We start from the raw sequence: 13,280 nt of genomic DNA on the forward strand, positions 1-13,280 counted from the left end.
GGGGGCGGCCAGGAGGCGGGCGCGCCGATCCCGCCGGGCCGGGCGTCCGTGCCGGCGTCGGCGCCGGCGTCCGCGCCCGGAGTCTGCCCGCCCTGCGACCCGGCGGGCGTGGGGCGCGGCTGCACCGCCTCGGTGGCCGCCTCCTGGGCGGCGCTGCGCACCGCGGGGCGGACCAGTGCGAACCAGGCCAGCAGCAGCGCCAGCAGCGCCGCGAGCAGCACCAGAAGCCACCTCGGGAAGATCGGGATCTGCACGAACTCCGCGTCCAGCGAGGCCCGGCCGGCGCCGTCGTCCGCGGCGGCCTCCTCCTCGGCGCGGGTCTCGGCGGTGTCCACGGTGAACGGCCACACCACCGGGGCGCCGAACCAGACCGGTCTGCCGGTGCGCACCCGCAGCCCGGCCTCGGTCGACTCGCCGGGCTCCAGCGCCGGTTCCGCCGGGGTGAACGCGAACGCGAGCTCCTCGCCCTGCTGGCCGGGGGTGAAGCCCACCCGGACCGGGGAGTTGCCCTGGTTGCGCACCGCCAGCCGGTACCGGCCGCGCAGCCAGCCGCGCCGGCGGCGCGGGACCAGCTCGGTGTGCAGCTCGTGGAACTCCTCGATGTGCACGGTGGTTTCCAGCACCCGCACCGACTCGGGGTGCTCGGTCGGCAGCACCCGCACCCCGAGGGCCGTCTCACCGGCCCGCACCTGCGGCGAGCGCGGCGGGGCCAGCCGGATCGTCACCGTCTCCGACGTGCCGGGATACAGGGAGACCCGCGCGGGTTCCACGGTGGTCCAGGCGGCGCAGTCCCCGACGACCTCCAGGCCGTACGCCTCGACGATGTCGCTGTCGTTGCGGACGGTCAGGGTGGTGGTGGCGGTGTCGCCCGGCGCCACCGTCACCGACGGGATGTCGAGACCGGGCGCGCCGGGACCGGAAGAGGCTGCAGAAGGCGTCACGCCAGCACGGTAGGGCCGTGCCCGCGGGCGCCACGAGGAGCGCGAGGGCAACGGCCGGGCAGTGGCGGTGCCCGCCGGGCCCGCCGCGGTCCGCACCGCCGGGGCCTGCCGCCCGCGCGGGCCGGCCCCCGGCGCGCGCACCGCGCACCCGCGCCGAACCCCCCATGGACGTACGGACTCACTGAGACAGGTAACCCTTCATGACCTGCCCTGAGGACACCACCCCGGACATCGTGCGGGACCCCACCCCGGACACCACCCCGGACACCGTCCCGGCCTCCACCACCACGTCACGTGTGCCCGCCCAGGCCCGGGTCACACCCCGCACCTCCCGGTCCGCCGGTGCGCGGCGGGTGACCGTCGCCGTCTACGCCGCCGACCCGGTGCTGCGCGTCGGCGTCGTCCAGCAACTGCGCCAGCGCCCCGAGGTGGACCTGCTCGCCGACGCCGACGCGGACCGGGCCCAGGTGTCGCTGGTGATCGTGGACCACGTCGACGACGACGTGGCCGCCCTGCTGCACCGGCTGCGGCACAACACCGCCACCCGCACCGGCCTCGTCGTCGGCACCCTCGGTCCCGGCGCGCTGCCCCGCGTCATCGAGTGCGGGGTGGCGGCGGTGCTGCGGCGCGCCGAGGCCGACCAGGACCGGCTCCTGCACCTGGTGCTGGCGGCGGCCAACGGCGAGGGCGTGCTGCCCGGCGACCTGCTCGGCGAGCTGCTCAGCCACGTGGGCAGCCTGCAACGCTCGGCGCTCGACCCGCGGGGGGTGTCCCTGTCCACGCTGACCACGCGCGAGGCGGACATGCTGCGCCTGGTGTCGGAGGGCCTGGACACCGCGGAGATCGCCCGCAAGACCGCGTACTCCGAGCGGACCGTCAAGAACGTGCTGCACGAGATCATCACGCGGCTCCAGCTGCGCAACCGGGCCCACGCGGTCGGCTACGCGCTGCGCAACGGACTGATCTGAGGAACCCGGCATTGCCCGAAAGCGCACCGCGCGCTTCCCCCGGATGCGGCCCCGCCGCCCTGCCGCGCCGCACGCGGCCGTATCAGGGTGGCGGGGGCACATCCCGTGCCGCACCACACTGCGAGGGGGACCGTGATGGGAACCGCTGGCCCCGGCGGACGGTACCGCCCGGGCAGACTCGGCACGTCGCTGCTGCTGCTGGTCCCGCTGCTCGGGGTCACGGCCGCCGCCGGGCAGGACGGCACCGAGACCCGGCCGCGGGTGGCCGCCGCCGCGGACACCCGGATCGCGTACGCCGGGACCCGGCACCGCAGTCTGGGCCGGGTGGACACCACCACCTCCAGTACCGCGCTGTTCGGCGCGGGCCCGGCGCACTTCGACGTCCAGCCCTCCGCCCTCGGCGACCAGCTGGTCTTCGCCGGCCGCCGCGACGAGCGGACCCCGCAGATCTACCTGCGGGCCGCCGACGGATCGGTGCGCCGCCTCACCACCGGCCTGGACGCGGCACACCCGCGGCTGACGCCGGACGGCCGGGCGGTGGTGTTCGACGCGGCCGCCGCCGGCGGCACGCAGCGCGACCTGTGGCTGGTGCGCACCGACGGCACCGGCCTGACCCGGCTCACCGACACCCCCGCGGACGAGGAGTCCCCGACGGTCTCCCCGGACGGGCAGCGGCTGGCGTACGCCGGCGACGGCGACCCGCTCGCCGGACAGCAGATCTACGTGCGGCCCCTGGAGGGCGGCACCGCCACCCGGATCACCGACCCGGCCGACGGCACCGCCGGCGAGCCGGTGTGGAACCCGGTGGACGACGACGAGAACCGGAACTGGATCGCGTACACCGCCACCACGGACGACGGCCCCCGGCTGCGGGTGACGGACGGCGACGGCGACGAACCGCTGCTCGGCGGCGCGATGGCCGACTGGCGTGCGCACGGGGCGGCATGGCTGCCCGACGGGGACGGGCTGGTGTTCCTCAGCCCCGAGACCACCTGCGAGTGCGAGGGCGACTGGGACCACGTGTTCCGCACGACCGCCCACTCCGACCAGGTGCCCTCGCTGGTGCTCGACGAGGACCGCGAGGTGCTCTCGCCCACCTGGATCGGCCCGCTGGACGGCGGTGGCGTGGTGGTGGAGCGCACCACGGCGGCCGGCCCGCACGTGGTGACCCTCCAGGACGTCCGGGCGGACGGCGCCGACCCGCGCGACCTGGGGCTGACGGTCCTGGAGGAGGACCCGGCGGCCGACAGCAACACCGATCCCGCCCAGGACCCGCTGTTCCGGCCGAGAGACGGGTACGACCCGTGGACCGAGCGGCAGAACTACACGCCCGACGGCCGCCGGATCGTGGTGACCCGCTTCGAGGACGACGGCAACGGCGGCCGGACCGAACAGATCTGGCTGGCCGACGCGGACGGCGCGAACGAGGCCCGGCTGCCGCTGGCCGGACGCGGCCCCGGCGACTGGGACACCGACCCGACGTTCTCCCCGGACGGCCGGTACCTCGCCTTCACCCGGACCTCACCGGGCGGCACCGGCGAGGCCGCCGGACCCAGCCGGATCCTCATCGCCGAGGTGGCCACCGGCGCGATCACCGGCGAGGTCGTACCGCCGGCCGGTCAGCTCCAGGGCCAGGACGCCCAGCCCACCTGGTCCTCCGACGGCACCACCCTGGCCTTCACCCGCAACCACGTGATCGACGGGACCGGCGGCACCAAGCACGTGTGGACCGTGCCGGTGGCCGACCTCAGCCGGCAGCACGACCTGAGCGCCACGGTCTGCCCCGGCGACTGCCAGGTCATCGACGACAGCCCGGCCTTCTCCCCGGACGGGCTCAGCATCGCCTTCAACCGCAAGAACGGCGCCGGCCGGATCGACGAACGCAACGGCATCCTGCTGACCTCGCCGTCCGGGGACGACTGCCGGGTGCTGCTGCCCGCCGCCGCCCGCGACCTGCCCGGCGCCTGCGGCCGGGAGCTGCCCGACACCTCGGCCACCGGCCCGCACCAGCCCCGGGACGCCGCCTGGACGGCCGACGGCACCGGCCTGGTGTTCAGCTCGCGCGCCGGACTGCCGGTCAACAGCCCCGAGAAGCTGCACCTGCTGGACATCGCCTCCGGCACGCTGACCCCCCTCACCGCAGGCCTGCCGGGCCGGCAGAAGGAACCCAGCGTCCAGCAGTCCGTGGACCTCGCGGTCCGGGCGCCCGGCACCGCCCCGGAGGTCGTCGTCGGCCGGTCCACCACCGTCCGCGTCGACGTCGTCAACAACGGGCCCGCCGCCTCCCCCGGCACCCGGCTGACCGTCGCCCCGCCGGCCGGCGTGCGGATCACCCGGATCACCCGGCCCGGCGGCACCTGCGACGCCGCCTCCCTCCAGTGCGACGTCGGCGTGGTGCCGCCCGGCACCACCGTGCCGGTCGACGTCACCCTCACCGGCCTCACCCCCGGCGACGCGCCGGTCGACTGGTCGGTCACCGGCAGCGTGCTCGATCCGCAGCCCAGTGACAACGCGGGCCGTACCGTGGTGCCGGTGCGCGAGGAGCCACCGCCCCCCACGTCGCCGAGCCCGACGCCGTCCACGCCCGCACCGCCCACGGTGACGCCGCCCACGCCCGGGCCGCCCACGAACCGCCCGCCCACGATCCGCCCGCCCACGCCCCGGCCGCCCACCAGCGCGCCGCCCGCCGTGCCCGCGGAACCCGCCGCCCCGGACGCCGGTCCCGGCGTGCGCGTCGCCGCCCAGCCCGACCCCGGCTACGTCGGCGGGCGCGTGGTGGTGACGTACACCGTGCGCAACGGGCGCAACGCGCTGGCGACCGGGCTGCGGCTGCGCGTCGGCCTGCCCGCCGGCCTGCCGAACAGCGGGCCGCCCGCGGGCTGCGACCGCTCCTGGGTGTGCGCGCTGCCGGACCTCCGGCCCGGCGCGAGCACCGTCGTACGGGTCGTGCTCAGCCCCCGCAGGGCGCTGACCGCCCAGGTCACCGGCGACCTCACCACCACCGGTACGGACGCCGACGCGCGTGACAACACCGCACGGCAGCCAATCCGCGTGCTCCAGCCGCGCATCGAGGCGGTGCCGTCGATCGGCAAGCCCGGCTTCGTCACCTCCGTGCGCGGCAGGGACTTCCCGCCGGGCGTGCCGGTGCGGTTCAGCTGGAACCCGGGGATCACCGCGGCGGCGGCGCCCACCGTGCCGCGGCGGGACGGCACGTTCACCGGCCAGCTGCTCATCCTCGCCAAGGACCAGACCGGACCGCGCGTCATCACCGCCCGGGGCCCCGGGTTCTCCCCGGTGCGCACCGACTTCCTGGTGGTCAGCGGCACCGTCCAGCCGCCCGACCAGGTGGTGCGCCGGTGATCCACGAGGTCGACGAGGCACTGCGCCGCCTGCTCGGCGAGTCCGGCCTGGAGGCGTCGGGCGTGGAGGTCGTCTTCGACGCGCCCACCCGGGACTGGGCGGCGCGCCGCAGCGCGCCGACGGTCTGCGCCTTCCTGTACGACATCCGTGAGGACGCCACCCGGCGCGGCAGCGGCGCCGGGGAGGTGTACGACGCGGACGGCCGGCTCGTCGCGCGGCGCAGCCCGCCGCGCTGGTTCGAGCTGACCTACCTGGTCACGGCGTGGGCGAACCGGCCGCAGGACGAACACCGGCTGCTCTCCCAGGTCCTCGCCCGCCTGGTGGCCCACGACACGCTGCCCCACCGGCTGCTCACCGGCACGCTCGCCGGACTCGGCCTGACCGTGGGCCTGGACACCGCCGGCACCGGACTCGACGCACCGGCCGCCTCCGACGTGTGGTCGGCGCTCGGCGGGGAGCTGAAGGCGTCCCTGGGGGTGCGGGTGCGGGCCCCGCTGGCCGGGGTGGCCACGGCCGTGGCGCCGCCGGTCACCGAGGGACTCGTCGTGCGTTCGGCCGCCCGGCGCGAGGGCGGGGAGGCGACGCCGGGACGCCGGCTGCGCTACACGGAGGCCGGCGACCCGGGCCCGCAGGAGGGCTTCGCCGGGCCGCGTGAACGGGGACCCGCCCCGGCCGCCCGGCGCCGCCACCGGGGGGACCGCCAGCCGTGACCCACACCACCGAGCCCGTGCTGCCCGCCGAGCCCGCGATCCCCGAAGGCACCGGCGAACCCGGGGACCACGCGGGCGTCGACCACCTGTGGGTGCGGCTCGGGCTGGTCGAGGAGCGGGTGCGGCGGGCGGTGGCCGCCCGGCGGGCCGCCGACCCCGACCCCGACGATCCCTACCGGGGCCAGTACCTCACCCCCGAGGCGGCGGCACGCCTGCTGGACGAGCCGGGCGGGCTCGGCGTGCCCGGCCACGAGACCGCGCACCCGCCGGACGGTTCCCTCCTCGGCGCTCTCGCCCGCCGGTTCGGGCTGACCCCGCTCGACCTGGACCTGCTGCTGGTCGCGGTGGCGCCCGACCTGGACGCCCGGTTCGAGCGGCTCTACGGCTACCTCAACGACGACCTGACGCGGCGCCGGCCCACGGTCGGGCTCGCTCTGGAGCTGTGCGGGCTCGGCGGCACGGCGGCCGGCCGGTTCCGGCTCGCCCCCGGGGCACCGCTGACCGCGGGCGGCCTGCTGGAGGTCACCGAACCCGAACGGCCGCCGCTGTCGCGGGTGCTGGTCGTTCCCGACCGGGTCACCGGGCACCTGCTGGGCAGCGCGCTGCCCGACCCGCGGCTCGCGGGGGTGCTCGGCGAGGCCCGGCCGGACCCGGCCGCCGGGGCGGCGGAGGTCCGGCGGGCGGCGGCCGCGGCCGCGACCGGCGGCGGGCTCGTCCATCTGCGCGGCCGGGGCGGCGACGCCGAGGGGCTGGCCACCGCGGCGCTGCGCGCGGCGGGGCTGCGCCCGCTGGTCCTGGACGCGGTGGCGCTCGCCCGGCGCCCCGGCGACGCACCCGGACTCGCCCGGGTGGCCGCGCTGGAAGCCCGCCTCACCGGCGCCGGCGCCGTCCTCGGCCCGCTGGAGGCGCTGCCGCCCGAACCCGCCGAACGCGCCCGGACCCTGCGGGCGCTGTGCGCGGCGCTGCGCGGGATCCCGCTGCTCACGCACGGCGCCGTCGGCTGGGACCCGGCGTGGGCGGCCGACACCCCCGTCGTGCTGACCGTGCCGGCGCCCTCCGCCGAACAGCAGGCGGCGCGCTGGCGGCACGCCCTGGAGCGGGCCGCCGGTGCCTCCGCCGTGCCAGCCGCGGCCGCGGACGAACTGGCCCGCGCGGTCGCCGCGCACCGCCTGGACGCCGGGCAGGTGCGCCGCGCCGCCGACGTGGCGGTGCGCACGGCCGCGGTCGCGGGCCGCCCGGTCGGCACCGACGACCTGCGCGCCGCGGTGCGGGCGCAGAACGGCGCGGGGCTGGACCGGCTCGCCCGGCGGATCGAGCCCGGGGTCGGCTGGGACGACCTGGTGCTCCCGCCGCCCACCCACCGGCGGCTGCGCGAACTCGCGCTGCGCGCCCGCCACCGCGACCAGGTGCTCGGGCGGTGGGGCATGCGGCCCGGCGGCGGCCGGGGACGCGGGGTGATCGCGCTGTTCGCCGGTGCGTCGGGCACCGGCAAGACCATGTCCGCCGAGGTCGTCGCCGCGGACCTGGGCATGGACCTGTACGTCGTGGACCTGTCCACGGTCGTCGACAAGTACGTCGGGGAGACCGAGAAGAACCTGGAGCGGATCTTCACCGAGGCGTCCGCGGTCAACGCGGTGCTGCTCTTCGACGAGGCCGACGCCATCTTCGGCAAGCGCTCGGAGGTGAAGGACGCGCACGACCGGCACGCCAACATCGAGTCGGCGTACCTGCTCCAGCGCATGGAGTCGTTCGACGGGATCGCGGTGCTGACCACCAACCTGCGGGCCAACCTGGACGAGGCGTTCACGCGCCGCCTGGACGTGGTGGCGGACTTCCCGGTGCCCGACGCCGGCCGGCGTCTCGCCCTGTGGGACCGCTGCCTGGGCGACCGCCTGCCCCGGGCCGGCGATCTCGACCTGCGGTTCTGCGCGGACCGCTTCGAACTGGCCGGCGGCTCCATCCGGGCCTGCGCGGTGACCGCCGCCTACCTCGCGGCGGAGTCCGGCACGCCGCTGACCATGGCGCAGCTGGTGACGGCGGTCGCGCAGGAGTACCGCAAGCTGGGACGGCTCATCCTGGAGGGCGAGTTCGGGCCGTACCTGGCGGCGGCCGGCGAGGCCTGAGGGGCGGGGCGGTCACCGCCGGGAGGCGCCGGAGCCGGCGCCCTGGATCTCGCGGTCCCTCTCGTACCCCTCCTGCGCCCAGCCCGCGATCTTCCGCAGTTCGGCCTTCAGCTCGTCCCAGGTCTTGTAGTAGTTGCCCATCGCGCGGATCTCCATCGGGATCACGGTGGAGCCCTCGACCGCGTGCGGGGCGATCTCGTTCATGCCGCCGAACACCTGCTGCTGGGACACGCTCGGCTCGCCCCGCAGGGCCGACTTGGCGTACGTCTCCAGGGTGACCGGTTCGAGCCCCGGCAGCGCACGGGTGCCGTTGTCGAAGAAGGACAGTGTCTCGCCCGGCGTCTGGGTCTTCTCCTGCAACTTCGACAGCCGGGTGACGATGTGGTTGTTGTTCCGCTTCAGGTAGGCCTGGACGTCCGCGTCGAGGAGCCGGTACGCGTCGGTGAGCCGCGAACGGGACAGGAAGATGGTCAGGTTCTTGATCTGGCCGCTGTCCTGGTCCTGGGCGACGTAGTCGGCCATGGCGGCGACCTGCGTGTAGTAGAGCTGGAGGAAGCCGTCGAGGGCGTCCAGGTCGGTCTGGGCCCGGTTGCGCTTCCTGCCGGTGGCCGACTTGTCGAACTTCTCCACCTCGGTCGCCGCGAACGGTTTGGCCTGGTTGAGCCGGAACAGGGCCCGGGGCAGGGTGGCCTGCGCCACGTTCGGGGCCTCCTGCCGGTAGTGCTCGAACATCAGGGGGACGCCGGCCAGCGGCACGCCGATGGTGTACTGGACGTACAGCCCGTCGCCCAGCCCCGGCCGCCCGGCCTTCTCGGTGTAGCCCTCGTCGCTGAGCGTCACGCCCTGCCCGCCGGGCAGCACGTCCAGGTCCACCGTGGCCGTCTCCAGCGGCGTCCCGTTGACCGCGGCGTAGAAGGCGTCGCGGACCCTCTTGATCTCGTCGGCGATCCGGTCGAGTTCCTCCGGACCGGTCTCCGCCTTGGAGCCGACCACCTGCACGGCGCCGGTGACGAACTCGACGTTCGAGTAACTGCCGCCGGCGTCCAGGCGCCTGCTGTCGGAGACGACGGTGACGTTCTCCCGCTGGCTCCTCGCGAGACTGGTGTCGCCCGCGAGTTTCTGGCCGAGCCGGTCCTTGATCCGCTTGTCCACCTCGACCTCGAAGCCCTCCATGCGCTGCACGGGAAGCCCGGACGCCGGGGCGGGGACCACCGCCGGTGCGGCCTGCGCCGCCGCGGGCTCGCCCACCGGCCGGGACATCACGCGGGTGGCCGTCGCCTCGGCCTCCCGCTCGAAGCGGTCCGAGGGGTCGGACACCGACAGCCCCGCCCCGTTGTCCGTGCCGGCGACCGGTCCGCGGCGCTGCTGGACGACGTGCGTCAGCTCGTGGGCGAGGGTGTGCTTGTCGCCGCCGCCGTCACCGACCACGACATGGCTGCCGGAGGTGTAGGCGCGGGCGCCGACGGCCCGCGCCGAGCGGGCGGCGGCGGGCCCGGTGTGCAGCCGCACGTCGGAGAAGTCGGTGCCGAACCGGGACTCCATCTCCTGGCGCACCGGCGCGGCCAGCGGGGTGCCGGCCGAGCGCAGGACCTGGTGCACCCCCGGGTCCTGGTCGGGCTGCTGCTCCGTGGCCGGAGCCGGCCGGGCGCGGCGGGCGATCATGCCGGTGACGGCGGCGTTGCCCGCACCGCGCTGCGCCGCCCGGAGCGCGTCGGCGGTGAGCGGGGGCGGTACGGCGGCGCCCGCGGGCGTCTCCCGCCGGATGCCGGCCGGGCCGCGCGCCGCCTGCTGGTCCTCGGCCCGCTCGCCGTGCGCCCTGGACGTCCGCATCCGCTGCCTCCTCCTCGGCGCACCCCGCCGCGGCCCCCAGTGGACCGTGCGGGACGGCGGGCCGTCCAGGGCCGCGCGGGCAGGCGGGAGGGCAACGGCGGGGAGCGCCCGGACCGCCCGCGGGGGGTACCGGAGGCAGCGGCCCTGCCCCCGCCCGGGTCCGCGGGACTCTGCCGCCCGGCGGGCCCGCCGCGCAGACTCGCCCTGGACACAGGTGACCGACCCCGCAAGGACCCGAAGGAGCGAGCATGCCGACGTACCTCACCCCGGGCGTGTACGTGGAGGAGGTGCAGTCCGGTGCCCGGCCCATCGAGGGGGTCGGCACCGCCGTCGCCGCGTTCGTCGGGTTCGCCCAGAGCGGTCCGTTCCACACGCCGACGCTGGTCACCAGCTGGGACCAGTACACCCAGCTGTTCGGCGGCTTCACCGAGGGCACCTACCTGCCGCACGCGGTCTACGGGTACTTCGCCAACGGCGGCGGCGCCGCGTACGTCGTCCGGATCGGCGGCTCCGCCGAGGACTCCTCCGCCCCCGCGGCCGACGGCGGCCGGCACCGGCCCGGGAACCGGGCGGCGCAGCCGGTCGAGCTCGGCGGCTTCCTGGTCGCGGCCCGGCCGGGCGTCACCGGGGTGGCGGTGGAGGTCGCCGACGCCGGCGGCGAGAACCCGCCGGAGGACCGCTTCAAGGTGCTGGTCCGCCAGGGCGACCAGGTGGCGGAGACCTACGAGGCCTCCACCCGCAGGAACGTCAAGGGCTACCTGGTCACCCAGGCCCGCGGCTCGCAGCTGATCGAGGTCACCGAGCAGCAGGGGGCCGCCCAGAGCCGGCCCGCCAACCAGACCGTGACGCTGCCGGACGCGCCGGCCGCGCCCGCCGCGTCCGGCTCCGGCGAGGTGTCCCGGCTCGGCGCGGCCGAGTACGTCGGCGACACGGCGGCCCGCACCGGGTTCGGCGGCCTGGAGACCATCGACGAGATCACCATGGTCGCGGTGCCGGACCTGATGAGCGCCTACCGGCGCGGCGACATCGACGCCGAGGGCGTGCGCACCGTGCAGCTCGCGGTGATCGCGCACTGCGAGCAGATGGGCGACCGGGTGGCGGTGCTGGACACCCCGCCCGGCCTCTCCGCCCAGCAGGTGCGCGCCTGGCGCAACGACGAGGCGGGCTACGACTCCCGGTACGCCACCCTCTACTACCCGTGGGTGCGGGTCTTCGACCCGGCCGCCGGCCGCAACACCACCGTCCCGCCCAGCGGCCACGTCGCCGGTGTCTGGGCGCGCAGCGACGCCGAGCGCGGGGTGCACAAGGCGCCCGCCAACGAGGTGATCCGCGGCGCGGTCGACCTGGAGCTGCGGCTCAGCAAGGGCGAGCAGGACCTGCTGAACCCGATCGGCGTGAACTGCGTACGGGCCTTCCCCGGCCGGGGCATCCGGATCTGGGGCGCCCGCACCCTCTCCTCCGACCCGGCCTGGCGCTACCTGAACGTGCGCCGCCTGTTCAACTACCTGGAGGAGTCGATCCTCCTGGGCACCCAGTGGGTGGTCTTCGAGCCGAACGACGACCGGCTCTGGTCGAGCATCCGGCGCAACGTCACGGCGTTCCTCACCGAGGAGTGGCGCCGGGGCGCGCTGTTCGGCCGCACCGCCGAGGAGGCGTTCTACGTGAAGTGCGACCGCGACAACAACCCGCAGGAGTCCATCGACCAGGGCCGGGTCGTCTGCGAGATCGGCGTCTCGCCGGTCAAGCCCGCGGAGTTCGTGGTGTTCCGGCTGGCTCAGTTCTCCGACAGCACCAGCCTCATCGACGAGTGACCCGCGGGTCCGGCAAGGAAAGGTGACAGACAGTCATGGCAACGGGCGATGCTCTTTCCACCCATGTCTTCGGCGTGCAGCTCGGCGGCTACCTGGTCGAGTCGATCCAGGAGATCAGCGGCTTCACCGTCGAGGAGGACGTCGTCGAGGTCAAGCAGGTCACCGCGGAGGGCAAGCAGATCATCCGCAAGCAGCCGGGTGCCCGGCAGGCCGGTGAGATCACGATCACCCGGGGGCTCGACCAGAGCAGCGAGTTCACCGACTGGATCAAGGAGACCCTGAACAACGGGGCCGTGAACGCCGCGCGTCAGAACCTCACCATCGAGATCAAGGACACCGAGGGCAACACGGTCCGCCGCATCCAGCTGATGCAGGGCTGGGCCTCCAAGTGGGAGGGCCCGTCCCTGAAGGCGGGCGAGTCGTCCGCGGCCACCGAGTCCGTCACGATCGTGTTCGAGGAGATCATCGTCGAATGAGGCGCCGTACGGTGACGGCGGGCAACCTGGACGAGCTCCTCCAGGTGACGGCGCCCGCCCCGGCGACCGGGCAGCCGGCGGCACCCCCCGCCGCCGCCCCGCCGGCACGGGAGGAAGACGGGCTGCGCACCGAGTTCGAGTTCGAACTGCCGCGCGGCTACGTCGACGAGGCGGGCACGGTGCACCGGCACGGCGCGATGCGCCTGGCGACGGCCCGGGACGAGCTGCGGCCCCAGATCGACCTGCGGGTCAAGGAGAACCCGGCGTATCTGAGCGTGGTGCTGCTCAGCCAGGTGATCACCCGGATCGGCTCCATCACGGACGTGCACGCCGGGGTCGTGGAGCGGATGTACGCCACCGACGTCGCCTTCCTCCAGGACTTCTACCGCCGGGTCAACAGCGAGGGCCACACCCGGGCGGCGGTGACCTGCCCGCACTGCGAGGGCGGCTTCGAGGTCGACCTCTCGGGTGGGCGCCTGGGGGAATCGTGACGTACGCCCTGCCCCGGCTCCGGGAGGAGGTCGCGTACATCGCCTATCACTTCCACTGGTCCCGCGAGGAGATCCTCGACCTCACCCACGGCGAGCGGCAGCAGTGGGCGGCCGAGATCGCCCGTATCAACACCCGCGTGAACGAAGGCGGCTGAGGTCATGGCATGGCGGGACAGGTGGCGCCGCCGGGCCGCACGGCCGGCCGGCGGGGGCGCGGTGCCGGACGCGTCCGGCGGACCGGGCCCCACGGCGGCCGGCGGTCCGGATCCCGCCGTGCCGGATCCCGCCGTGCCGGGTTCCGCCGTGCAGGGTTCCGCCGTGCCCGGTGACTGGGACGGCGGCTGGCGCCGGACGGCGGCGCCGGAGCTGACGCTCTCCCGCGCGCCGCTCGGCGTGAGCGACGGCCTCACCTTCCGCGCGGGCCTCGCCGCCTGGCGGAACCCGTCGTTCGGCGGCGACCTCGGCCACGCCGTGCTGCCCTCGGCCCCGGCCGGCCTGGTGCGCGGCGTCGCCCGCCCGGCCGCGCCCCGGGCCACCCGCGCCGGCGGGGGGCCGCTGCTGCTGCGGGCC

The 13,280-nt window shown here is 75.8% G+C and carries 10 protein-coding genes and 1 pseudogene; 9 read left to right on the top strand and 2 right to left on the bottom strand.

Annotated elements, in window-relative coordinates; translation table 11 throughout:
- On the bottom strand, positions 1-941 hold a 941-nt coding region (locus tag ACFF45_RS33990; protein WP_381350833.1), incomplete at its 3' end, for a COG1470 family protein.
- A 200-nt stretch (positions 942-1,141) separates the two neighbouring features.
- Between ACFF45_RS33990 and ACFF45_RS33995 the strand changes: the two genes are divergently transcribed.
- From ACFF45_RS33995 to ACFF45_RS34010, 4 genes are all read left to right on the top strand, one after another.
- The gene (locus ACFF45_RS33995) at positions 1,142-1,909 is read left to right on the top strand and encodes a helix-turn-helix transcriptional regulator (protein ID WP_381350834.1); all 768 of its coding nucleotides are present in this window, start codon (positions 1,142-1,144) and stop codon (positions 1,907-1,909) included.
- Between the two features lie 135 nt (positions 1,910-2,044).
- On the top strand, positions 2,045-5,269 hold the full coding sequence (locus ACFF45_RS34000; protein ID WP_381350835.1) for a hypothetical protein: 3,225 nt from the start codon (positions 2,045-2,047) through the stop codon (positions 5,267-5,269).
- Complete coding sequence (locus ACFF45_RS34005; protein ID WP_381350837.1) at positions 5,266-5,979, top strand: Pvc16 family protein; 714 nt, start codon at positions 5,266-5,268, stop codon at positions 5,977-5,979. The genes ACFF45_RS34000 and ACFF45_RS34005 overlap by 4 nt, the downstream gene beginning before the upstream one ends.
- A gap of 38 nt (positions 5,980-6,017) precedes the next feature.
- The gene (locus ACFF45_RS34010) at positions 6,018-8,102 is read left to right on the top strand and encodes an ATP-binding protein (RefSeq protein WP_381350843.1); all 2,085 of its coding nucleotides are present in this window, start codon (positions 6,018-6,020) and stop codon (positions 8,100-8,102) included.
- 12 nt (positions 8,103-8,114) lie between these two features.
- On the opposite strand, the gene ACFF45_RS34015 is transcribed toward ACFF45_RS34010, so the two are convergent.
- Complete coding sequence (locus tag ACFF45_RS34015) at positions 8,115-9,932, bottom strand: eCIS core domain-containing protein (RefSeq protein WP_381350838.1); 1,818 nt, start codon at positions 9,930-9,932, stop codon at positions 8,115-8,117.
- A 248-nt stretch (positions 9,933-10,180) separates the two neighbouring features.
- On the opposite strand from ACFF45_RS34015, the gene ACFF45_RS34020 reads away from it, so the two are divergent.
- The 5 genes and pseudogenes from ACFF45_RS34020 to ACFF45_RS34040 all read left to right on the top strand — a co-directional run.
- Complete coding sequence (locus ACFF45_RS34020; RefSeq protein WP_381350839.1) at positions 10,181-11,743, top strand: phage tail sheath family protein; 1,563 nt, start codon at positions 10,181-10,183, stop codon at positions 11,741-11,743.
- A 35-nt stretch (positions 11,744-11,778) separates the two neighbouring features.
- Positions 11,779-12,219, top strand: coding sequence for a phage tail protein (locus tag ACFF45_RS34025; protein ID WP_381350840.1), 441 nt, complete (start codon positions 11,779-11,781; stop codon positions 12,217-12,219).
- Positions 12,216-12,710 carry a hypothetical protein gene (locus ACFF45_RS34030; RefSeq protein ID WP_381350841.1) on the top strand — a complete coding sequence of 165 codons (495 nt, stop codon included), beginning with the start codon at positions 12,216-12,218 and terminating at the stop codon, positions 12,708-12,710. Before ACFF45_RS34025 ends, ACFF45_RS34030 begins: the two co-directional genes overlap by 4 nt.
- The gene (locus tag ACFF45_RS34035) at positions 12,707-12,865 is read left to right on the top strand and encodes a DUF6760 family protein (protein WP_381350842.1); all 159 of its coding nucleotides are present in this window, start codon (positions 12,707-12,709) and stop codon (positions 12,863-12,865) included. Before ACFF45_RS34030 ends, ACFF45_RS34035 begins: the two co-directional genes overlap by 4 nt.
- A gap of 118 nt (positions 12,866-12,983) precedes the next feature.
- Positions 12,984-13,280 (top strand): annotated as a pseudogene (locus tag ACFF45_RS34040) (hypothetical protein); the annotation flags it as partial.

The sequence above is a fragment of the Streptomyces cinereospinus genome, assembly GCF_042430725.1.
GTDB lineage: Bacteria > Actinomycetota > Actinomycetes > Streptomycetales > Streptomycetaceae > Streptomyces > Streptomyces cinereospinus.

Coding starts and splice junctions, on each gene's coding strand:
- ACFF45_RS33995 (WP_381350834.1), top strand. CDS start 1,142: ATGACCTGCCCTGAGGACACCACCCCGGACATCGTGCGGGACCCCACC.
- ACFF45_RS34000 (WP_381350835.1), top strand. CDS start 2,045: ATGGGAACCGCTGGCCCCGGCGGACGGTACCGCCCGGGCAGACTCGGC.
- ACFF45_RS34015 (WP_381350838.1), bottom strand. CDS start 9,932: ATGCGGACGTCCAGGGCGCACGGCGAGCGGGCCGAGGACCAGCAGGCG.
- ACFF45_RS34020 (WP_381350839.1), top strand. CDS start 10,181: ATGCCGACGTACCTCACCCCGGGCGTGTACGTGGAGGAGGTGCAGTCC.
- ACFF45_RS34025 (WP_381350840.1), top strand. CDS start 11,779: ATGGCAACGGGCGATGCTCTTTCCACCCATGTCTTCGGCGTGCAGCTC.
- ACFF45_RS34030 (WP_381350841.1), top strand. CDS start 12,216: ATGAGGCGCCGTACGGTGACGGCGGGCAACCTGGACGAGCTCCTCCAG.